The following is a 20040-nucleotide window of genomic DNA, read 5'->3' as shown; positions in this document are numbered from 1 at the left end:
CGAGGCCGCCGTTTTTTTTTTACTTATCCGGAGTCAAGGCGCGGCCTTGGACCTTGTTCTGCCCGTTGAGGCGAACTTCATAGGGATCGGCACTGCCATAGTCGCTGATAGCGCGAAACTGCAAGGTGTCTTGGGCGCCCGAGCGGCCCAGTGGCAGCAGACGAGTCTGGCCAGGGGCAATCATGCCAGGGTCTTCCATTGCCTGACCTCTGGCGGTGCTCAGGGTGGACATGGACACGTGGTAAGCGCTGGGGTTGTGAATTTCCAGCATGGGTTTGCCTTGATTGTTCACTACAGACCACTGCAATTGAGCAGGAGCCTGCTCTGCCGAACCGGGCAGGCCGTCAGGGCGGAAAAATAATTTGATGCGTTGGCGGATAGCAATCTGCAATTGATTGTCGCCAGGGCCTTGTTGGGGGATTTCTTGAACGTTCAGCCACAGTACGGTTTCACGGTCGCGGGGCATACCTTGTTCGCCACCGGCATACAGGACGCGCATCACTTGCTGTGCATTTGGGGCAACTTTGACCAGTGCGGGGGTGATGGCAAAAGGCAGTTCCGCTTGGTCGTGGTCGGTATTCGTTTCCAACCAGGACTGAACCAGTACCGGCGAATTTTCGTTGCGAACTACGATGGATGCTTCTTGTTGTTTTTCGGGCAGGATCAGGCGGGTACCACTCAAGGAGATCGATGCCTGTGCATGGCTGCCCAACAGTGCAGCGCCAAGGGTTAGACATCCAAAAGCCAGTTTCTTGAAAGTTAAGATGGACATGGTTCATTCTCCTTGAGGGGTGACTCTGGCGAGGAGGGCTCCCCTCGCCAGCAGCTTAGGCAGTCTTATTCGTAAGACAGCTCGTAAGCAACGGTGGCATTGGCTTGGCCGCCAACCACATCAGCAATATCAGCGCCGGCTTTACGGGTGTAGTAAGCGGTCAGAGGGATATTGATGGCGCCTTCAGCGTAAGGAGCTTCCAGCTTGGCGGTGCCGCCGGTAAAGTCCAGAACGCTTTCGTTGCTGACCAGCATGATCTGCACGTTCTGGGCGCCGCCAGTAACAGCAATACCCTTGCCGGACGTGGCGGTAGGAGCCAGTTTCAGTTCAACTTTGGTGCCGCTTGCACATTCAACTTGCATGTCGATGTTTTTGGCGATGGAGGTCAGGCCGCCTTCGGAGGTGGCAGGTACGGCTTCGGTACCCAGGGTTTTGGCCGAGACGGGGCCCATGTCTACCAGCATGTTGGCACCGGAACTGGATGCACCAGGGGTGCGCACGGTGCAGCTGTCAGCGTTGATGCTACCGACAAAGCTGATGTTGCCACGAGCACCAAGAACAGGTTCGGCTTGAGCACCGGCAGCGGCGAAAGCGGAAAGGATGGTGAGGCCTAAAAGGATCTTTTTCATGATTGATTTGACTTCCGATTGTTGGACAAACGAAGCAACCTTGTTGTACGCCTTGGGGCGCTCGAAGGTTCCCAGGTATGTGCTTGGTTTAGAGCACAATTGAAGTTTAGGAAATCAATCGGTGAAAAGATTTAGGACTATTCTTAAAAATGAAATTAATTGATTGGCAGGGTTGGTTTTATAATTAATCGTATGTCAAGAAGTGTTCGAAGCGAGTTTGCAATTATTGACAATTAACCCATGTAAGGTTTGATTGTATATAAGTCGTTGAAAAGTAAAAATAAGAATGGTCTGATATAAATAAAGAAGTCACGACCTTAAAATTAATTTCAAGCCGGTTTGCATATAGGCAGGAATTAATTGTTGATGAATAAGGAGTGTGATGTGAGGAGCAGGCAAATCAAGAAACCGACTTTGCCCTTTCAACGAACCATATGGGCTAAGGTTTGGCTCTTGCCACTTGCACAAGTTTGTTCTGGGGGGGAAGTGCAGGCGTAGCAACTGTTCTGTTCCAACGGCAACGTCGTGAACAATTCATACCAGACTTTTCAGAGGCTTTTGCTGTGCTGATGGTTGGGTAGTCATGATATTGATGTATAAAAAAAGGAGCCGTGCTGGCTCCTTTTTTTACTGCTTGTCCTGGCCTTGCTGCCAGCGCAAATAGGCGCTGCGAGTCTGGGCAGACACGGACTCCAACACTTTTTGATGAGTGACTTTATGGCGTGCTAGCAAGCGTGCATCGGCCACGGTTTTGGACTTGCAAAACCAGTGACAGCTATGTTGGAACAGATAAAGTTCGGCTGACAAATGATAGGCCCGGTTCTTTGGGTCCAGTTGTTCGGGATTATCTACAACATGGCGCAAACCGGCAGCATGAATCTGCAAAAGCTGACGAAAGTCTCGTGTCATGGACGGGATGATTCGTTCTGCATAAGGAACGCAGAAAGGCAGCATGCCCACGCGGGTATTTTCTGCCGGTTCTTTTTGCAGCAGATCGGCCAAGGATTGAATCTGGGTGGCCACGGCATGTTCAGTTTGGGCAAACATCTCCAGAACCTGTAGCTGACGCGAGGGATCCTGTTCTCCAATGGCGCGGGTATAGCCTTCTGTCAGCGTTTCCATATGGCGCTCTAGCTGGAAGCTGCTCAGGTGGCGGCCCAGCAAGATAATGCGCCCGCGTTGATAGCGTGCTCGCACAAAATGCAAGGCAATAGCGGCGATCAGAAGAAGTATGACTGTGTCCATCACTCGTGTTTCCGTGCTGGGTCAGGCACCTTGTTCTTGTTTCCCCGCTGCAGGGTTACGCCCGACCATAAAAAACTGCTGCCAAAATAGCAGCCGGCCATTGTATCCCGTCATTCTTTATTCTTGTTTCCATTCTCCTCAGGGATTGCCACAAGTGACCCCGCATAGATCGCGTAGGTCTGCAACGCTGAATGGGGGGCTGCCATTGCGAGTGGCCCCCAAGGTCGAATACGGTCAACCTTGGGGAGCCAGCCATGCAGGCAGTGCTACTTTGGCTTGGCAGCAGCCCTTAGGTACAAGGGCTGGCTATAGGATGGCTGGTGTGCAGATTGCAGCCCGGTTTTGATCTGCAATCTGCTCTGTTCTTATGCTTTGCCTGCTGCTGACAGGGCAGGATTGCTGGAGGCCAATGCTCGTTCTTGACTGATCTGACGCACCACCAGGAACATGCACAGCGCCGAGACAATAATGCAGGGAATGGCCGAGCTGATCACACCGGCAGCACCATAGCCCTGGCTAAGCAACATGCCTGCAATGGTCGGGCCCAAGGTGGCACCAATGCGGCCTACTGCAGCGGCGGTGCCTACACCTGTGGCACGCACGGCGGTGGGGTAGACAATGCCGCCAAAAGCATACAAGACACCTTGGCAACCGATCACAAAAGCGCCCGTCAAGGCGGCAGCCCAATACATTTGTCCCAAGCCCGATGCGCCGTTCAGACTAAGCAAACCGGCCAGGATCCCGCCATACATCAGCGCGATCACCAACGCCTTGTGCCAGCGGTCTGTCAGATAGCCCAGCAAGACGGTGCCCATGGTTGCGCTGACCATGAACCAGAACTGGGCAGTGCTGCCTTGCTTGCGGCTAAAGCCCAGTTCCTGAAACAAGGAAGGCAACCAGCTCAGCATCAGATACACCACCATCAGCGTGAAGAAATAGCTGACCCACAAAAGCAGGGTACGGGCGGCCAAACCATTTCTGAACAGATCCTGGAAGCGTCCCTGGACGATGGCCCGGCTCTGGCGTGCTTGCAGAAACTCGCGCGATTCGGGCAAGAACCAGACCATGACAGGAATGACGAGCAGGGGCAGCAAGCCGCCCAGGTAGAAGATGTTTTTCCAGTTCTCGCCAAAGTTGGAGGCGGCCACCAGCGACAGGATGGCTGCACCCACAGGCATGCCCGCATACATCATGCCTACAGCGCGGGCACGGTGTTCGGGTTTGACCGATTCGGCGGCCAGGGTAATCAGGTTGGGCATGGCTGCGCCCAGACCTGCACCAGCCAGAAAACGCACCATCAAGAGGATGGCCAGGCTGTTGACCCAAGCGGTGAACAAGGTAAACAGGGCAAAGATAGCGACTGAGGCAATCAGCACGGCCTTGCGACCGTATTTATCAGCCCAGCGCCCGCCCATCAGTGAACCGGGCAGCAGGCCCAGAATGCCTGCACTTAGAAAATAGCCCTGATAAGTTTTATCCAGTCCAAACTCGGCTGCCACGCCTTTAACGGCAATGCCAGCAGCTTGAATATCCATGCCTTCGATAACGGCGATCAGAAAGCAGATCGCCACCGTGATGACCGCGTGCCTGCGGCCGTGGGTTTGTGTCATTGCAATGTCTCCTCGGTTGACCGGGACGTTTTTTTATTGCTTCTGCGACCTGCCCGCCCCGAATTCAGGGCGCAGAAATCCGCTCACCGCGAGTTAAAGCGGCGGTGAGTCGGGGTAGAGCTTTTTTAGAGTTCCGGAGTCAGGCCGTCGCGGCTTGTCGTTGCAGCAAGTCCAGAGCCACGTCCACAATCATGTCTTCCTGGCCGCCAACCATGCGGCGTTTGCCCAGTTCGACCAGAATGTCCACGGTTTTCAGGCCGTATTTCTGGGCGGCTACTTCGCTGTGACGCAAGAAGCTGCTGTATACGCCTGCATAGCCCAGGGCCAGAGTCTCGCGGTCTACGCGCACTGGGCGATCCTGCAAGGGGCGCACAATGTCGTCTGCTGCGTCCATCAGGGTGTACAGATCCGTGCCATGGTTCCAGCCCATGCGTGCGGCGGCAGCAATAAACACTTCCAGCGGGGCATTGCCGGCTCCGGCCCCCATGCCTGCCAGGCTGGCATCAATGCGGTCGCAGCCTTCTTCCACGGCCACAATGCTGTTGGCCACACCCAGGGACAGGTTGTGGTGGGCGTGAATGCCGGTCTCGGTTTCGGGTTTGAGCACATCCTTGAAGGCGCGGAAACGGTCGCGCACATCGTTCATGTTCAAGGCCCCGCCCGAGTCGACCACATAGCAGCAGGTCGCCCCGTAGCTTTCCATCAGCTTGGCTTGTTCGGCCAAATGTTGCGGCGTAGTCATGTGGCTCATCATCAGAAAGCCCACCGTGTCCATGCCCAGATTGCGGGCATATTCGATGTACTGTTTGCTGACGTCGGCCTCGGTACAGTGCGTGGCCACCCGCACAATGCGGGCACCGGCGTCATAAGCGGCTTTCAGATCGTGAATGGTGCCAATGCCTGGCAGCAGCAAGGTGGCAATCCTGGCATGGGTAATGACTGAGGCTACGGCCTCAATCCATTCCAGGTCGGTGTGTGCGCCAAAACCGTAGTTGAAGCTGGAGCCACACAGCCCGTCGCCGTGGGCCACTTCGATGGAATCGACCTTGGCCTGGTCCAGGGCACGGGCAATATCCATGGCGTTTTGCAGGCTGTATTGATGACGCACCGCGTGGCTGCCGTCGCGCAGGGTCACGTCGGAAATAAAGAGCTTCTTGTTGGGATCGTGTGCCATTGTGATGTCCTTGCGTGTCATGCGGTTTGCGTGAGCAGGCGGGTTTGGGCCAGTCGCTCGGCGCAGGCCAGCGCAGCACTAGTCATGATGTCCAGGTTGCCAGCATAGGCAGGCAGATAGTGTGCGGCGCCTTCCACCTCGATAAACACCGTAGTTTTCAGGCCGGAGCGCCATCCCAGACCGGGCACATTGATGGGCTTGTCCTCGGGAATTACATCGAACTGCACTTTTTGCTTGAGGCGATAGCCGGGCACGTAGGCCTGAACCTTGTCGGCCATGCGCTGGATGGACTGCTCGATTTCCGCTTCCTTGCCCGGATCGCTGAGGGTGTAGACGGTATCGCGCATCAGCAAAGGCGGCTCGGCCGGGTTGAGCACAATAATGGCCTTGCCCACGGTGGCACCGCCTACGACCTGCATGGCTTTACTGGTAGTTTCAGTGAACTCGTCAATATTGGCGCGGGTGCCCGGACCGGCGGATTTGGACGAGATCGAGGCAATGATTTCGGCATAGTGCACGGGGGTGACCTGCGAGACCGCTGCAATGATAGGGACGGTGGCCTGCCCGCCGCAGGTGACCATATTGATGTTGGGTGCGTCCAGATTGTCGTCCAGGTTCACGACCGGGATGGTGTAGGGGCCGATAGCCGCAGGGGTCAGGTCAATGACCTGGATGCCATGCTCTTGCAGGACGGCATTGTGACGGGCGTGGGCTCCGGCGCTGGTCGCATCAAACACAATGCGAATGTCCTTGAAGTTGGGCAGCTTCAACAGCCCATCCAGTCCTTCATGGGTGGTGGGCACGCCAAGGCGGGCCGCACGGGCCAGACCATCGGAGGCCGGGTCGATGCCGACCATCGCGCCCATTTTCAGGTGTTTGCTTTGGCGCATCACCTTGATCATCAGGTCGGTGCCGATATTGCCCGAGCCTATGATGGCGACGGCAATGCCGTTGGGGTTTGTCATGTGTGTTACTCCGTACAAAGAGGACTTAGCCTGCGCTGAAGGTGACGGATACCGAGCCTATGCCCTCGATCACGGCTTCAAAGTGATCGCCGGGGGCGACGGGAGCCATAGGGCCTAATGCACCGGTCAGAATCAGATCGCCGGCCCGTAGCGGTTCGCCCAGTTTGGCCATGGTGCGGGCCAGCCAGGCGGCGGCATTAAAGGGGTGGCCCAGGCATTCGGCACCGCTGCCGCTGGAGGCCAGTTCCCCATTGCGATGCAGGCTCATGCGGGCATTGCGCAGGTCCAGGCCGTCCAGGCGACGGGCGGGGCCGCCCAGCACGTACAGGCCGCTGGAGGCGTTGTCGGCCACGGTATCCACAAAGCGGATATCCCAGTTGGCAATGCGGCTGCCCACGATTTCCAAAGAGGGCATGACCCAGCCTACTGCTGCGGCGACATCGCCAAAGCTGGTGTCGGCATGGGGCAGGTCGCGCTCCAGCACCAGGGCAATTTCGGCCTCGATCTTGGGTTGCAGGACACGTTCGACAGGGACGGTTTCGCCATCGCCATAGGCCATGTCGGCAAACAGGGCGCCAAAGTCGGGTTGCGACACGCCCAGTTGCTGCTGGACCTTGGGGTTGGTCAGGCCAATCTTGCGGCCCGTCAGGCGACGACCTTGGGCTAGTCCACGGGCAATATTGATGCGCTGGATGGTGTAGGCGGCCTCGGCATTGTCTTCACCAATCAGGCTGCGAATCGGGTCTATGGACTGATTGCTGCTCTCGGCCTGGCGCAGACGGCTGGCCAGGGTATCGAGCAGATCGCTGGATGCCTTGTTCATCTCAACGCTCCAGGAAATCCAGAACTAACTGGTTGAATTTCTCGGCATGTTCCCACTGCGCCCAGTGACCGCACTGGTTGTAGACGTGCAGCTCGGAGTTGGGAATGCCAGCCAGCAGACGCAAGCCGGTATCGAAAGGCACAACCCGGTCCTGACGGCCCCAGATGATCAGAGTAGGGGCGGTAATGCCGGGCAGGCGCGGGCTGAAATCGGGGAACTGGCGGGGATTGGCTTCCAGGGACTTCAGGAAGTTTTCCAAGTGGTCCTTGCGGCTGAGCATATTGTTCAGACGGGCCTGCAGCAGCTCTTCAGTCAGCACGCTGGCGTCGAATACGAACACATTGTTAAAGCGCTTCAGGTTTTCCAGCGTGGGTTCGCGGTAAAGACCGTTCAGCAGCTTGATACCTTCGCTGGGCATGGGGGTAAACAGGCTCATGCCACCTGTGCCGCCCCCCATCAGGACCAGCTTGGCAACGCGCTCGGGCCAGGTCAGGGCAAAGGCAACCGAGCTATGGCCGCCCATGGAGTTGCCCAGCATGTGGATTTTGTCTATGCCCAACTGGTCAATAATGCTTTTCACCACACGGGCGTTCAGGTCGGAGCGTGAACCGCTGTTGACGATGGAATCGCTCTTGCCCCAGCCAGGACAGTCGATCAGCAGGACGCGATAACCAGCCTGGGTCAGCGGTTCAATATTGCGGTTGAAGTTGGCCCAGCCGGTGGCACCGGGGCCGGAGCCGTGCAGCATGACAACCGTCTGTTCGCCCTGACCCAGATCGTTGTAGTGGATGCGCAGTTCTTTGCCTTCCTCGACCACGGTCGCGAAACGGCTGTAATCAGATTCATTCAGACTCATGACAATCTCCTGATGTTTTGTTGTGGTGGATTTCAGTTCTTGCTGGGATGGGCAGACAGGCCGCCAAAACCGGCAATCCACTCCGGAATTTCGCGGTAGTAGCGATGTCCTGCTTCGTAAGGGCCATAGGCCGACAGCCCGGCAAAGGCGGCTACCCAGGTTTTGACTTCGTGGGCGCTTCGGCCTGCCAGGGCGGACACGTCGTTGTTGGCGACCTCATCGAGCTGGGCATAGCCCTGCGTTTGCAGCAGATCCAGAAAGTTCTGGTCCCATTCGGGGTTGAGCGGATGCAGAACAGAAGGGTCCTGGGTGAAGGCTTTGCCAGCATCGATCGTGCGTTGTGTGCGGGCGGCACGGGCCTCAGGCGACAGCGTGTAGCCTTCGCCATCCAGCGAGCGACGCACGGCATCGGGGGCTTCGGCATAGACTGGCACGGGGGGCTGGTGCGACAAGCCGCCCGAGCCGATCCACAGCACGCGCTTGCCGGTAGAGCGGGCCCATTGCCCGATGGCCTCGCCCAGCAAACGGGCACGCTTGAAGGTTGGCAAGGGGGCGGCAACCGAGTTGATGAAAACTGGAATAACCGGGTACTGATCCAGACTGCCCACCAGATGTTCCAGCGGGTAGGCGGCACCATGATCCAGTTGCATATCGTGTGAAATGGCCACGTCCACGCCGCTATTGATCACATGGGTGGCGCATTGTGTGGCCAGCTCGAAGGGCACATCCAGGCGTCCGGCCAGACTGTCAAAATCGCCAATGGCATGCGCGCCGGTGCCGATGCAAAAGCTGGGCATGACGTTGTAGAAAAAGCCGTTGAAGTGATCGGGGGTGAACAGCACGATCAGATCAGGCTTGAAGGCCGCAATCCGTTCGCGGGCGGCTTTCTGTACCGCAAAGACCTCGTCCAGTACCGCTTGAGCCGGGTCGTGATGCCCCAGCAACGGCGTGTGTGAAAGACACTCCAGGTGTGCCAGCATGTCGGTCTCCTGATTCTGATTATGGGTGTACGGGTGCCGCCGCTTCGCCAGTCAAGGCGGCGGTGTGGCTGTTTGTTGTCTGCGCGACTTGTTTGGCCAGATTGCGCAGGTTCTGGGTGGTGTCGTTCCATACCTCCAGCGGCAGGACGGCCCGGTGTTCAATCAGCTCTTTAAGCGGGCGCATATCGCGGCCCTGATTGACGGTGATGGCTCCGCAAATGGCCCCTTCAGGGTCCAGGCCAATCAGGACAAAAGGAGGCGTGTCCAGCTTGCCGCGCAGGATCCAATGGGCAGCGGCCATGTCTCCGGCGAATTGAATGTTCAGATCGCACTGGTCTGTCCAGAACCAGGCCGGGCTGGCCTGGGCAGGTTCCTGGTCCAGCATGTGGCAAACGGCCATGCAAGCCTGACGGTTGGCGTTCTCCCAGGTTTCCTGTCGTTGCCAGCGGCCATCCAGACCAATTTGCACGGTGGTATCACCCGCGGCATAAATGGCAGGCTGGGAACTGCGGCCGTGTTCATCAATCACAATTGCACCCTGTTCGGTGTGCAGTCCGGCACTATCGGCCAAACGGGTATCAATGGTCACACCGACACCGTAAATCAGCAGATCACCTTGCAGTTGCTGGCCATTGCTCAGTGTCAGCGCCACTTTCTGTTCTTCGTCCCGGCGGGCCTTGCTGACCTGTATGCCCAGGTGAAAGCGCACGCCGCGAGCTTCATGCACGGTCTGCAGATACTGGCTGAGGACTTCCGGTGCGTTGCGCGACATGATGCGGCTAGCCGGATCGATCAGCTCCACCGTGGTACCCAAAGCGACCAGGCTGGATGCCAGTTCCAGGCCAATCACACCGGCACCGACCACCAGCACATGGCTGCCAGGTTTGAGCTGAGCGCGAATGCGGTTGGCATCGTCCAGGGTGCGCAGAACATGCGATACCGAACCTAGCGCGTCCAGTTCGGGCAGACGTCGGGCTTGTGCGCCCGTTGCCAGCAAGAGGCTGTCGTATTGCAGAGTTTCGCCGTTGGACAGGGTGATGCAGCCTTGTTGAGCGTCAATCGCTTCGGCACGGATACCCAATTTCAAGCTGATGCTCTGCTCGTTGTAAAAGCTGGCTGGATGCAGGTTCAGCTGCACATTGTCCGGGTCCAGCAAGGCGTCTTTGGACAGGGGCGGACGTTCGTAAGGCAGGTGGGGTTCCTCTCCGACCAGGGTGATCTGTCCGGCAAATTCACGACGACGCAGTTCAGCGGCAGCCGTGGCACCGGCCTGTCCCCCACCAATAATCACAATATGAGGTGTCTGCATCACAGCTCCAGTCCACCGGCCACATTGCGTATACCGCGTACTCCCAGACCTGCGTCGGCATTGATCATGACGCCGGTCAGAGTCTGGTTGTTCTGGCGCGAGGCTAGCAGCACAAAGGGGCCGGTAAATTCTTCAGGTTCGGGAAAGAATTGCAGTGGCAGGATTGCTTTGATGGCATCTGGTGAACGCGAATCCATGATGCGCGTATCTTGCTGCCCCAAGGCTTGTGGGCCACGCAAATCGGTTTTCATGCCGCAAGGCCCCACGCCGTTGACACGGACTTTAGGCGCCAGCTCAAAAGCCAGTTCACGAATCAGACCGACCGCGGCATGTTTGCTGGCGGTATAAAGCGGGCCACCGCCTTCGGCGTAAAAGGCCGAATTGCTCAAGGTGAAAATCATGCTGCCGCAGGATTTGACCAGTTCGGCTGCCGCCGCCTTGGCACCGAGCAGATAGCCTTTGACGTTGATGGCAAACAGCTCGTCAAAGCCTTTGTCCAGTTGCTCCATGCTGGTGTTGATCAGCCTAGCGCCATGGTCCCAGACTGCGGCATTGCCAATAAAGCAGTCCAGCTTGCCAAAGCGGGCGACCGTGGCCTCCACGGCGTTCTGGTTGTCGGCTGCGCTGCACACATCCCCCTGGATGGCCAGCACCTTGCCGTCGAACTTCTGTTCCAGATCGGCACATTTTTCTGCCGAGCGCTCCAGCACGGCCACGGATGCGCCTTCCTTTAAAAAACGCTCGACCAATGCCAGACCCAGGCCTGAACCGCCGCCGGTAATCAAGGCGACTTCGTTTTGTAGCCAGCCATTCATGCCTGGGCCTCCAGATCGATATAGACCATGCCTTCGCTGATGATCACCGGATAGGTGCGTAACGCCTCGGTCGCGGGCTGGCACAGGGCAGCGCCCGTTTTCAGACAGAAACGGGCAGCGTGCAGCGGGCACTCCACGGTGCCGTCGTCCTCGATATAGCCTTCGGACATGGACGCGTTGCCATGAGTGCAACGGTCGTCTGTTGCATAGAAGGTGCCATCAATATTGAACAGGGCAATCTGGCGGTCGGGAGTGTCTATCTTCAGTGCCTCGCCATCGGCCAGGGCACCGGTTTCACATGCGGTAATGCGTGTCATATCAATCAACATCGGAAAGTGAGCAGGGTCAGAACAGAACGCTCAGGTTGTGGGATGTAATGACGACTTGATCCAGAACGATCTCGCGTTCATACAATTCCCAACCAAAGCGCTTGTCTGCGCGGCGTACATAATCCAGGCGCTTGCCGGCGTACCAGGTCTCGTCCTTTTCTTTCTGGGCGCGGTACAGGATATAGTTGCTGCGTATCTCGTAACCCTGGCCGTCGGCGGTGGGGCGGATACGCAGGTTGCTGACAAAGTGGCGGGTGCGCGAAGGCGGCTCCTCCGCCCAGGCCATGCCGGTTTCCAGGCGGGCAACGCGACGCTCCAACTGGAACTTGTTGTCGTTGAAAATCCAGGTGGTCGGCGGTTGCACGCTGCGGCGGCGATCACGGGTTTGCGCATTGCTGGTGCTGCGCATGTGGTAGTGAATGTCCTCGGACAGCAGGTCCAGCCAATCGCGAAATTGCCAGTCGTCCAGCAGTTCGGCTTCCATGTAAAGGAAGTCGGCAATTTCATGATGCAGTTGCATGTCGACGATGGCAGTTTGGGTCGGTTCTTCAATGACGGCGCTCATTTCACCAACTCCTCTTCATAGATGCGGCTGCGCTCCAGTACTTCATCCCAGGTCTCGGACACCATCAGGTCGGCCCAGTACTTGTACAGACCGCGAGCGGCTGTTTCGGAGAAGATGTAGTTGGTAACGCCTGGCACGCCATCGCTGCGCAGACCCTCGTTACCCAAGCCCATTTCCATGCACAACTGAGTGCCACGGGCGCGTTTGCCACGCAGGATTTTCTGAATTTCAGCCCAGTTCTCGGAGTCGTCCTGCTCCAGGAAACCGGCTGGGCCAAAGGCGCGGGTGGCGCTGCGTTCAAAGGCGGCCTTCACTTCGTCGGGAGCGGCGGCATCGGCAATACAAAATGCCCAGACCTCCACCTGGTTCGGGCCACGTGGATGCCAGACGCGCAGTGTCGCCGTGCCGTTCAGCCAGCTCAGTGTGGGGAACATATTGTTGTGACCGGCCAGACGCAGGGCACGCACTTCGCCCAGGCGCTCGTGGGCTTCGGCATAGGTGTCGCGAAAGTACTGTGAAACTTCGCCATCTACCCATACGTTGGCGTCGGGCTGCTCGGTAAAGAAGAAGCCACTGCCATGGCCGCGTTGGCCATATTGAACGGCGTCCTTGGCGGTTTCCCAGACCGGGCGTGCGGTTTGGCCAGCGCCCAGTGCCTTGTCCTCGTCACCGGGTTTCTGGCCCAGCACTTGCACGGCAGACGCATGCGAGAACAGGGCGTGGTATTGGTCAGACGCGAACTGTTCGGCGGGGAATTTCCAGTTGCATTCAATGGTCCATTTCTGAACACCGCCAATGATTTCGGTACCGCCTTCGCGCCGGTCCAGCACACCGTCCAGGTACCAGGCAATGTCGCCCATGTACTCTTCCAGATCAGGAGCGGTGGCGTCCCAATTGCCAAAGACCAGGCCTTTGTATACTTTGACGCGGGTCACTTCCTGCAGGCCCCACTTTTCCTTGCACAAGCCTTGCGGATAGGCGCGTGGTTCCAGCGGTACATCCACCAGATCGCCGTTGGTGCCATAACTCCAGCCGTGGTAGGGACAGGTAAAGGCTTTGGTATTGCCCGAGTCGGCATAGGACACGCGCATCGAGCGGTGTCGGCATTGGTTCAGAAAGGCCTTGATCGAGCCGTCTTTTTGACGAACCACGATAATCGGGTCTTCGCCCATATAGGTATTGAAGAAGTCTCCCGCTTTGGGAATCTGGCTGGTGTGACACAAAAACAGCCAGGTGCGGCCAAAGATGCGTTCCAGCTCCAGCTCATAAATATCCGGGTCGGTGTAAATGGAAGGGGTAACGCGTCCATTACGTGCATCGACCAAGGCTTCGATTTTTTCAGGGTTGATTCCCATCGCTTGCTCCTCGCTATTGCAATGCGTGCTTTTGCAAAACAGGTTTTTGTCGCCAACGGCAAAATGTAGAAGCTTGAAATGAATCCGACCAATACTTGCTTTAGATCGGGTGATCGGCAAACCCGATAAGTCCGCTTTAAAACCCTGGTATGGATAGGGCTTAAGTCTGAAGTCCAATATTGATGCGGTCTTACAGAGGCATAGGGTTTACGTGAGCTTCAATTGCTGCGCTGCAGCAATGAGAATCGAAGCTGTTTTTGAAGTCTTGGTAGCAGCGACAATAGTGATTACAAGAACGGCCTGTTCAGGTGAGATACCGCAGGACGAGCCAGATGCTGTTCGGGTCCGAGCCGGGCAGAGGGCGACTAATTTGACAGGAGACAAACTTGGAATTGCGACACTTGCGTTACTTCGTTGCAGTCGCGGAAGAGTTGAATTTCACCCGTGCTGCCGAGCGGCTCTACACCTCTCAACCCTCCTTGAGCGAGCAGATCCGTAATCTGGAGGAAGAGATCGGCTATCCCTTGCTGAACCGGACTCGTCGCAAAGTCGAGCTGACAGAAGCGGGGGCTGTTTTCCTGGATGATGCCCGCGAGATTTTGCAGAAAGTAGACGAGGCGGTGATACGTGCCGGCAAGGCGGCGTCGCAAGCCAGGGAAGTGCTGACGATAGGTTTTGTGCCCGCGGCAGAAGTCCGTATTTTTCCGGCAGTCTTGCCCGCTTTCCGTGCTGCTTTTCCGCAGGTGGATGTGGTGCTGCGCAGTCTGACGTCCAACGAGCAGGAAGGGGCCATGGCCCGAGGGGAATTGGATCTGGGTTTTATGCGCGGTCCGGTGCGGGCAAGCAATGTCTGTAGCGAGGTGGTACTGGATGAGCCTTTGCGAGTCTATCTGCCTAAAGGCCATCGCCTGGAAGCGTATAGCCTGATCCCGCCTGCGCGCTTGAACCGCCTGCCCATGATTGCGGTGGACCGCTCCTATGGCCGTTCCATGCACGATGTGCTGGCTCGTTATCTGGCCCACCATAAGGTTGTGCCCGAGCACACCTATAACTCGGCCAACCCCTTGATGAGCATTAATCTGGTGGCGGCCGGTTTGGGCTACACCTTGCTGCCGACTTACGCGGAATACTTCATGCCCAAGAATGTGGTGTCGCGGCCCTTGATCGGCGGTGGCCCGCGCTGCGAGTTATTGATGGCCTACCCACGAGAGACCGGCAGCATGAGTGAAGCCGCTGCCAGCCTGATAGAGCGTATACGGGAGCTGGCACGCTGGCATGGTTCGGGACCTTCAGCGGTCAGTCATTTGAAACAGGCGCCCAGTAAAATAGCCTGTATGTAGTCACTCACACAGGCTACGACATTTTCTATAAGAAGACGGACTTTATCTTATTTTTTGATAATGTTGATCTCGTTTGAGAGTTCAGGTGCATTTATTATTGTGTCCAGAACTGGGCAGGTTCTTTCAATGAAACTGACAAACTCTTTTATTTCTTCATCACTGTTGTTGGCCTGAATATAGTATTGGGATGTGATTTTATGAAATCCCATTTTTGCTTCTTTGTTGATTCCATAGAATCCATCGGTATCTATTTCACCGTCCATCTTGACTTTGATGTCGATTAAGTCAATTTTTTGACTCTTTGCAAAAGCTTTTGCAGCAATGCATTTGCAGGCACCAATGGCTGAAAGCAGCGCCTCCAAGGGAGTCATGCCACTATTTGCATCGCTTTGCTTGCCCGGTTCAGTCAGGAAAAACGAGGAATCCCTTGCTGTGCATTCAATCTTTAGTTGGTCGATTAACGTAGCAGTAGCGGAAAAAATGTGGTTGCTCATGGCTTTTCCTTTTGTTTGCGACTTGTTAATTGGCTAATGATCTCAAGGCGATTGTCTGTTTTTCCTGGCTTTTGTGTGTTTCTGATGTCTTTGGTGAAAACAGACGCGAGTTCGCAGTACCTATTGCCTTGGTCTGTAGTTTATATATTTTTCTTTGTGCCGCGAGTTTTATTTTAAAATCTGGCTTGGCAAGCGGATAGCCTTCATCTTCTGGCATGGGTGACAGCAGTTTTTTGACTCGGCAACGGCACTAGTTATTATGAGCACGAGGCTTTTTTATCGACGTTGCCGGTTCTTGGTTTTGCCTCTGGGACAGCCCTTTTTACTTATCTTCCACAAAGCGCATGCGGAAGCGGCGGCCTTTGATATTGGTCTCTGCAATGCGGTCAAAGAATTGACGGGCAATCCCACGATCCAGAGCCACGTAGGAGCGGGCGTCGGTAATCGCAATCTTGCCGACCTGATCCCCTTTCAGACCTACATCACGCGTCAAGGCACCCAGCAAATCGCCGGGACGCAGCTTGTCTTTTTTCCCACCCTGAATTTCCAGCGTCATCATGGGCGCGCGCAGCGGCTCTTTGGATTGGGAGCGCAAGCCTTTCAAATTGCCCCATTTCACTTCACGGCCCTGGAAGTCTTCAATCAGCTTGACCCAACGCAGTTCGTTGCGCGAGACCAGGTTCAAGGCCAGGCCTTTCTGATCACCACGGCCAACACGGCCTACGCGGTGGATATGCACTTCGCTGTCCTTGGTGACATCCACGTTAATGACCGCACCCAGGTTCTGGATATCCAGACCGCGAGAGGCCACATCGGTCGCCACCAGTACGGCGCAGCTTTGATTGGAAAACTGCACCAGAATTTCGTCGCGATCACGCTGTTCCAGATCGCCGGTCAAGGCCAGGGCCTGGATGCCTTCGGATTGCAGCTCTTCCACCACTTCCTGACAACGCATTTTGGTGTTGCAGAAAATCAGGGTAGAGGCGGGGCGGAAATGTTCCAGCAGTGTCACCACGGCAGACAAGCGGTGCTCGGGGTGAACTTCGTAAAAAATCTGTTCGATCTGGCTGGCATCGTGCAGCGCTTCCACTTTGACTTCTGCGGGGTTTTTCAGAAAGCGGGCGCTGAGCTTGCGGATATTGTCCGGGTAGGTGGCCGAAAACAGCAGGGTCTGACGACGGGGCGGGCAGTGCGAGGCAATGGCCACAATATCGTCATGAAAGCCCATATCCACCATGCGGTCGGCTTCGTCCAGCACTAGGGTCTTCAGGGCGGACAGGTCCAGATTGCCGCGTTCCAGATGATCCTGAATTCGGCCAGGCGTTCCCACCACGACGTGAGTACCGTTGCGCAAGGCTTCGGTTTGCGGACGTGAGGGCACGCCACCACACAGAGTCAGCATGCGCACGTTAGGAATCTGGCGCGCCAGACGGCGCAGCTCGGTGGTGACCTGGTCGGCCAGCTCGCGCGTGGGACAGATCACCAGGGCTTGTGGTGTCAGCTTGCTGGGGTTCAGGGTTTGCAACAGACCCAGGCCAAATGCGGCGGTTTTGCCGCTGCCGGTCTTGGCTTGGGCGATCAGGTCGCGGCCTTGCAGAATCAGCGGCAGGCTTTGCTCCTGAATGGCCGTCATCTTTTCAAAGCCCAAGCTATCCAGGGTTTCGAGCAAGGCAGGAAGCAGGGGGAGGGTACTGAAAGAAGTAGAGGGCACGATGGGGGAGCTCACAAAAACTGCCTGAAATAAAGAGAATAGCTATTGTAGCTGGGCGCTGGACTGGGCAGGGGCAGTGCTGTGGTTTTTAGTGCTGTATGGGTCTATTGCTCGGTGTCTGGGGCCATGTTGGGGGCAGCCGGGATTGCTGGGCAAGCCACACGCAGCAGCTTGCGAAAACGCTCGCACTCCATGTGCGAGGGGGCCTGGCATTGGGCAACATGACGCAGCATATGGCTTAGGGTTTTCATTCGACGAATTTGGCGATCAATGTCATTTGCGCGTTGTTGCAAAGTGGGGCGGGGGAGATCGGAAGGTGTGTCTTTATCGAACATTTTGCCGATTTCTTCCAGTGAGAACCCCGCTGCTTTGCCTAAGGAGATCACCGCCAACTGTACCAGGGTGTCTTCGCTATATTGGCGTCGCAGGCCGTTGCGGGCCGGTGACTGGATCAAGCCCATTTCCTCGTAGTAGCGCAGCGTGGAGGTGCTGACCCCACTGGTTTTGGATAGGGCCCCAATATCAATGAGTTTCATGCTTGACCTCAAGTTGGCTTTAAGTTGCATAGTAGGTGAACACTCCTCTGACAACAAGAAGTTGGACATGAAAAAACAAATGATATCGACGGGCAGTACAGGTTTGCTGTTTGCTTTGGCTGGTTCTATTTTGCTGGCCTCTTTGGGGACCAGCATTGTCACGGTGGCCTTGCCCACCCTGAGCCGAGTATTTTCGGCAGGCGTCCAGCAGGTTCAGTGGGTCGTGCTGGCGTATCTGCTGGCGGTGACGGTCACGATTGTGCTTGTGGGTCGTCTGGGAGACTTATATGGGCATAGGCGTGTCTTGTTAACGGGTTTGGCGCTGTTCACCTTGGCCTCGGCACTGTGTGCAGGGGCTCCAAGCCTGGGGTGGCTGATTGCCGCTCGTGCGTTGCAAGGATTGGCAGCGGCTATCTTGATGGCGTTGCCCCTGTCGATGGCTAAAGGTTTGGTACCCAAAGCGCGGCTGGGAACAGTGATGGGCTTGATGGGAACCATGTCAGCGATAGGCACAGCTCTGGGGCCGTCCTTGGGAGGCGTGTTAATCGGCGCTCTGGGTTGGCGTGCCGCCTTTGTCTTGCTGGGGCTGGCAGGGTCAGGATTATGGGTATTGGCCTTACGCGGTGTTCCCCATGAGAAAGCAACTGGTGGCTCTGCTCAAAGCACGGATTGGGCAGGCAGTGTCTGGTTGTTCATCACCTTGCTATGTTTCTCTTTACTGGCCACTGGCGGCAAGGTGGGGCTGGTCATCCAGCCCTGGATCTGGCTGATTCCGGGTGTCGTGTCGCTGTGGCTGTTTATCCGAACCGAACGACAGGCGACTCGCCCTTTGGTGCCTGTCACTTTGCTGGGGGAACGCGCGTTGGTGAGCTCGCTCAGCATGAATCTGCTGGTGGGTGCCATCATGATGTCTACCCTGGTGGTCGGGCCGTTTTTTCTATTTTTTGGGCTGGGTTTAAAAGAGGCTGAAACCGGCGTGGTGATGGCAATGGGGCCATTGGCGGCTGCCTTGTCCGGGGTTCCTGCAGGCCGTATTACGGATCGCTTTGGTGTACATCGAACCCTGATGCTGGGTTTGCTGCTGTCGGGTATGGGGCTGTGTTGCTTTGCCATTTTCCCTCACTTTTTTGGGGTGGCAGGCTATATCATCGCGCTGGTTCTGATCACGCCCGGGTTCCAGTTATTTATGGCCGCCAATAACACGGCTGTCATGGCTCAGGCCGTGGAAGAACATAAAGGCCTGCTGTCGGGTCTGCTGGGCTTGTCGCGCAATTTGGGCTTTATGGCCGGGGCTTCTTTACTTCCCCTGGTATTTGCGTCTTTATTGGGCGGTCAGGTGGTGGCGGAGAGCTCTGCACAGGCGATTAGTAGCGCCTTTTCCATCACTTTCCTGATTACCGCAGGACTCTGTGTATTGGCGATTGTGCTGGCCTGGTGGGGCAGGTCATCGCAGCGCGCCTCGGCGTCTTGTTAACAGGCAAAAGACATCAAGTGATGCTGTTATTCAGGCCTAACGGCATTGCCGGGCAGCCTTGGCTGCCCCAATATCTGAAAGCGCCGTTGTCCGACGCTCTGCATCAGGCTTTACGCGATGCGCCTAAGCGCTCTGACAAACGGTTGGCCAGCTTGCGCATGGCTTCACCGGCACGGCGCTGTGCGGCTTCATCGGCTTCCTGAGTCAACAAGCTGACGGCCACACCGGCTACCGCTGCCCGGTTATTGGAATCAAAAACCGCTGCTCCAAAACAGTGCATGCCATCACGCACGCCACAGGCGTCTACGGAGTAACCCAGGCGCTGTACGTCGTTCAGTTCCACCATCAGATCATCTTTATTGCGTGGGCCATGAACGGTCAGCGGTTCTGGCCAGGGATGATTCAAGGCTTGTTCCAGATCTTGCCCTTGCAGCGTGCTCAGCATGGCTTTGCCGGTAGCGGTATAAACCGCGGGCAAACGCATTCCGGCGCGGAAGGTAAAACCCAGTGGCCGGGTGCCGTTTCGGCAGGCGATATAGACCACATCCTCACCATCCAGAATGGACAGGGTAATGGTCTCTTCAGGCAAGACGCGCATATCGTCCCACGCCGCAAAAAACTCTTGCGTCAGGTCCAGTTGGGACAGGAAGGCATTGGCCCAGCCCATCACGTGTGTGCCCAGGGTGAAACTGCCATTTTCCAACTTACGAATCAGGTGCAGATCCAGCAAGGTGGTGCACAGACCATACAAAGAGCTTTTGGGCATACCCAGGCGTTTGACCAGGTCCGTAAATGACAGGGGCTCCGGCGAGGCCGCCAATTCGTCCAGCACGGTGACTGCACGTACTACAGCCGGAACCAGTTTCTTCTCTTCCACTACGACTAACTCCATAACAACACACAGGAAGTCCACTAAGCCCGCCTGGGCGGGCTGAACTCGGGAAACAGGGGTAAGGGTCTGTCAGCACAGCAAGCGGCATCCCACGGACAATCAGACCGCAGACCAAGCGTGCAGGTCCTGAATTAGGCCAGATTTGCCGCATTGATGCCAGCGCTAC

At 56.6% G+C, this 20040-nt stretch carries 21 protein-coding genes; 2 read left to right on the top strand and 19 right to left on the bottom strand.

Annotation, left to right across the window (positions count from 1 at the left end):
• Nucleotides 1-19: 19 nt before the first annotated feature.
• From JYG33_RS08555 to hcaE, 14 genes are all read right to left on the bottom strand, one after another.
• Nucleotides 20-772 carry a molecular chaperone gene (locus tag JYG33_RS08555; RefSeq protein ID WP_207875518.1) on the bottom strand — a complete coding sequence of 251 codons (753 nt, stop codon included), beginning with the start codon at nt 770-772 and terminating at the stop codon, nt 20-22.
• Nucleotides 773-837: 65 nt separating this feature from the next.
• The gene (locus tag JYG33_RS08550; protein WP_207875517.1) at nt 838-1401 is read right to left on the bottom strand and encodes a fimbrial protein; all 564 of its coding nucleotides are present in this window, start codon (nt 1399-1401) and stop codon (nt 838-840) included.
• A 627-nt stretch (nt 1402-2028) separates the two neighbouring features.
• Nucleotides 2029-2646 (bottom strand): hypothetical protein, encoded by a 618-nt coding sequence (locus JYG33_RS08545; RefSeq protein WP_207875516.1) that lies wholly within the window; start codon nt 2644-2646, stop codon nt 2029-2031.
• Between the two features lie 365 nt (nt 2647-3011).
• A complete protein-coding gene (gene mhpT, locus JYG33_RS08540; RefSeq protein WP_207875515.1) occupies nt 3012-4256 on the bottom strand; it encodes a 3-(3-hydroxy-phenyl)propionate transporter MhpT in 1245 nt (414 codons plus the stop codon).
• 139 nt (nt 4257-4395) lie between these two features.
• On the bottom strand, nt 4396-5430 hold the full coding sequence (dmpG, locus tag JYG33_RS08535; RefSeq protein WP_045930316.1) for a 4-hydroxy-2-oxovalerate aldolase: 1035 nt from the start codon (nt 5428-5430) through the stop codon (nt 4396-4398).
• A gap of 17 nt (nt 5431-5447) precedes the next feature.
• Nucleotides 5448-6395 (bottom strand): acetaldehyde dehydrogenase (acetylating), encoded by a 948-nt coding sequence (locus JYG33_RS08530; RefSeq protein WP_207875514.1) that lies wholly within the window; start codon nt 6393-6395, stop codon nt 5448-5450.
• A 25-nt stretch (nt 6396-6420) separates the two neighbouring features.
• Nucleotides 6421-7218, bottom strand: coding sequence for a 2-keto-4-pentenoate hydratase (gene mhpD, locus JYG33_RS08525; protein WP_045930314.1), 798 nt, complete (start codon nt 7216-7218; stop codon nt 6421-6423).
• Nucleotide 7219: 1 nt separating this feature from the next.
• On the bottom strand, nt 7220-8074 hold the full coding sequence (locus JYG33_RS08520; RefSeq protein WP_026484796.1) for an alpha/beta fold hydrolase: 855 nt from the start codon (nt 8072-8074) through the stop codon (nt 7220-7222).
• 32 nt (nt 8075-8106) lie between these two features.
• Nucleotides 8107-9054, bottom strand: a complete 948-nt coding sequence (locus JYG33_RS08515) for a 3-carboxyethylcatechol 2,3-dioxygenase (protein WP_207875513.1) — start codon at nt 9052-9054, stop codon at nt 8107-8109.
• 19 nt (nt 9055-9073) lie between these two features.
• A complete protein-coding gene (gene hcaD, locus JYG33_RS08510; RefSeq protein ID WP_207875512.1) occupies nt 9074-10363 on the bottom strand; it encodes a 3-phenylpropionate/cinnamic acid dioxygenase ferredoxin--NAD(+) reductase subunit in 1290 nt (429 codons plus the stop codon).
• Nucleotides 10363-11178 (bottom strand): 3-phenylpropionate-dihydrodiol/cinnamic acid-dihydrodiol dehydrogenase, encoded by an 816-nt coding sequence (gene hcaB, locus JYG33_RS08505; protein ID WP_125303532.1) that lies wholly within the window; start codon nt 11176-11178, stop codon nt 10363-10365. Before hcaB ends, hcaD begins: the two co-directional genes overlap by 1 nt.
• Nucleotides 11175-11495 (bottom strand): 3-phenylpropionate/cinnamic acid dioxygenase ferredoxin subunit, encoded by a 321-nt coding sequence (hcaC, locus tag JYG33_RS08500; RefSeq protein WP_026484793.1) that lies wholly within the window; start codon nt 11493-11495, stop codon nt 11175-11177. Before hcaC ends, hcaB begins: the two co-directional genes overlap by 4 nt.
• 28 nt (nt 11496-11523) lie before the next feature.
• Nucleotides 11524-12072, bottom strand: a complete 549-nt coding sequence (gene hcaF / locus JYG33_RS08495) for a 3-phenylpropionate/cinnamic acid dioxygenase subunit beta (protein WP_207875511.1) — start codon at nt 12070-12072, stop codon at nt 11524-11526.
• Entirely contained in the window at nt 12069-13427 is a 1359-nt protein-coding gene (gene hcaE / locus JYG33_RS08490; RefSeq protein WP_207875510.1) for a 3-phenylpropionate/cinnamic acid dioxygenase subunit alpha, read from the bottom strand. Before hcaE ends, hcaF begins: the two co-directional genes overlap by 4 nt.
• Before the next feature lie 386 nt (nt 13428-13813).
• Between hcaE and JYG33_RS08485 the strand changes: the two genes are divergently transcribed.
• Nucleotides 13814-14767, top strand: a complete 954-nt coding sequence (locus JYG33_RS08485) for a LysR substrate-binding domain-containing protein (RefSeq protein ID WP_207875509.1) — start codon at nt 13814-13816, stop codon at nt 14765-14767.
• A gap of 47 nt (nt 14768-14814) precedes the next feature.
• Here JYG33_RS08485 and JYG33_RS08480 read toward each other — a convergent pair whose 3' ends face one another.
• The 4 genes from JYG33_RS08480 to JYG33_RS08465 all read right to left on the bottom strand — a co-directional run bounded on the left by JYG33_RS08480 (nt 14815) and on the right by JYG33_RS08465 (nt 17508).
• Nucleotides 14815-15261 (bottom strand): OsmC family protein, encoded by a 447-nt coding sequence (locus JYG33_RS08480; RefSeq protein WP_207875508.1) that lies wholly within the window; start codon nt 15259-15261, stop codon nt 14815-14817.
• Between the two features lie 25 nt (nt 15262-15286).
• Nucleotides 15287-15478, bottom strand: coding sequence for a hypothetical protein (locus JYG33_RS08475; protein WP_207875507.1), 192 nt, complete (start codon nt 15476-15478; stop codon nt 15287-15289).
• Nucleotides 15479-15583: 105 nt separating this feature from the next.
• On the bottom strand, nt 15584-16972 hold the full coding sequence (gene dbpA, locus JYG33_RS08470) for an ATP-dependent RNA helicase DbpA (protein WP_207875792.1): 1389 nt from the start codon (nt 16970-16972) through the stop codon (nt 15584-15586).
• A 104-nt stretch (nt 16973-17076) separates the two neighbouring features.
• The gene (locus tag JYG33_RS08465; RefSeq protein WP_207875506.1) at nt 17077-17508 is read right to left on the bottom strand and encodes a helix-turn-helix domain-containing protein; all 432 of its coding nucleotides are present in this window, start codon (nt 17506-17508) and stop codon (nt 17077-17079) included.
• A 67-nt stretch (nt 17509-17575) separates the two neighbouring features.
• Between JYG33_RS08465 and JYG33_RS08460 the strand changes: the two genes are divergently transcribed.
• Nucleotides 17576-18982, top strand: a complete 1407-nt coding sequence (locus tag JYG33_RS08460) for an MFS transporter (protein WP_243430311.1) — start codon at nt 17576-17578, stop codon at nt 18980-18982.
• Between the two features lie 103 nt (nt 18983-19085).
• Here JYG33_RS08460 and JYG33_RS08455 read toward each other — a convergent pair whose 3' ends face one another.
• Nucleotides 19086-19859 (bottom strand): IclR family transcriptional regulator, encoded by a 774-nt coding sequence (locus tag JYG33_RS08455; protein WP_207875505.1) that lies wholly within the window; start codon nt 19857-19859, stop codon nt 19086-19088.
• Nucleotides 19860-20040 lie beyond the last annotated feature (181 nt).

The organism is Alcaligenes sp. SORT26 (genome assembly GCF_017377875.1).
In the GTDB taxonomy this organism is placed as follows: domain Bacteria; phylum Pseudomonadota; class Gammaproteobacteria; order Burkholderiales; family Burkholderiaceae_B; genus Alcaligenes; species Alcaligenes parafaecalis.
This window is presented reverse-complemented; position numbering and strand designations above follow the sequence as displayed.

Excerpts from the sequence above, each read along its gene's own strand:
- JYG33_RS08530 (WP_207875514.1), bottom strand. The coding sequence starts at position 6,395 with ATGACAAACCCCAACGGCATTGCCGTCGCCATCATAGGCTCGGGCAAT.
- hcaD (WP_207875512.1), bottom strand. The coding sequence starts at position 10,363 with ATGCAGACACCTCATATTGTGATTATTGGTGGGGGACAGGCCGGTGCC.
- mhpT (WP_207875515.1), bottom strand. The coding sequence starts at position 4,256 with ATGACACAAACCCACGGCCGCAGGCACGCGGTCATCACGGTGGCGATC.
- mhpD (WP_045930314.1), bottom strand. The coding sequence starts at position 7,218 with ATGAACAAGGCATCCAGCGATCTGCTCGATACCCTGGCCAGCCGTCTG.
- JYG33_RS08460 (WP_243430311.1), top strand. The coding sequence starts at position 17,576 with ATGAAAAAACAAATGATATCGACGGGCAGTACAGGTTTGCTGTTTGCT.
- JYG33_RS08475 (WP_207875507.1), bottom strand. The coding sequence starts at position 15,478 with ATGCCAGAAGATGAAGGCTATCCGCTTGCCAAGCCAGATTTTAAAATA.
- JYG33_RS08515 (WP_207875513.1), bottom strand. The coding sequence starts at position 9,054 with ATGCTGGCACACCTGGAGTGTCTTTCACACACGCCGTTGCTGGGGCAT.
- hcaC (WP_026484793.1), bottom strand. The coding sequence starts at position 11,495 with ATGACACGCATTACCGCATGTGAAACCGGTGCCCTGGCCGATGGCGAG.
- dmpG (WP_045930316.1), bottom strand. The coding sequence starts at position 5,430 with ATGGCACACGATCCCAACAAGAAGCTCTTTATTTCCGACGTGACCCTG.
- JYG33_RS08545 (WP_207875516.1), bottom strand. The coding sequence starts at position 2,646 with ATGGACACAGTCATACTTCTTCTGATCGCCGCTATTGCCTTGCATTTT.
- hcaE (WP_207875510.1), bottom strand. The coding sequence starts at position 13,427 with ATGGGAATCAACCCTGAAAAAATCGAAGCCTTGGTCGATGCACGTAAT.
- JYG33_RS08465 (WP_207875506.1), bottom strand. The coding sequence starts at position 17,508 with ATGAAACTCATTGATATTGGGGCCCTATCCAAAACCAGTGGGGTCAGC.
- JYG33_RS08550 (WP_207875517.1), bottom strand. The coding sequence starts at position 1,401 with ATGAAAAAGATCCTTTTAGGCCTCACCATCCTTTCCGCTTTCGCCGCT.
- JYG33_RS08480 (WP_207875508.1), bottom strand. The coding sequence starts at position 15,261 with ATGAGCAACCACATTTTTTCCGCTACTGCTACGTTAATCGACCAACTA.
- JYG33_RS08555 (WP_207875518.1), bottom strand. The coding sequence starts at position 772 with ATGTCCATCTTAACTTTCAAGAAACTGGCTTTTGGATGTCTAACCCTT.
- hcaB (WP_125303532.1), bottom strand. The coding sequence starts at position 11,178 with ATGAATGGCTGGCTACAAAACGAAGTCGCCTTGATTACCGGCGGCGGT.
- JYG33_RS08520 (WP_026484796.1), bottom strand. The coding sequence starts at position 8,074 with ATGAGTCTGAATGAATCTGATTACAGCCGTTTCGCGACCGTGGTCGAG.
- hcaF (WP_207875511.1), bottom strand. The coding sequence starts at position 12,072 with ATGAGCGCCGTCATTGAAGAACCGACCCAAACTGCCATCGTCGACATG.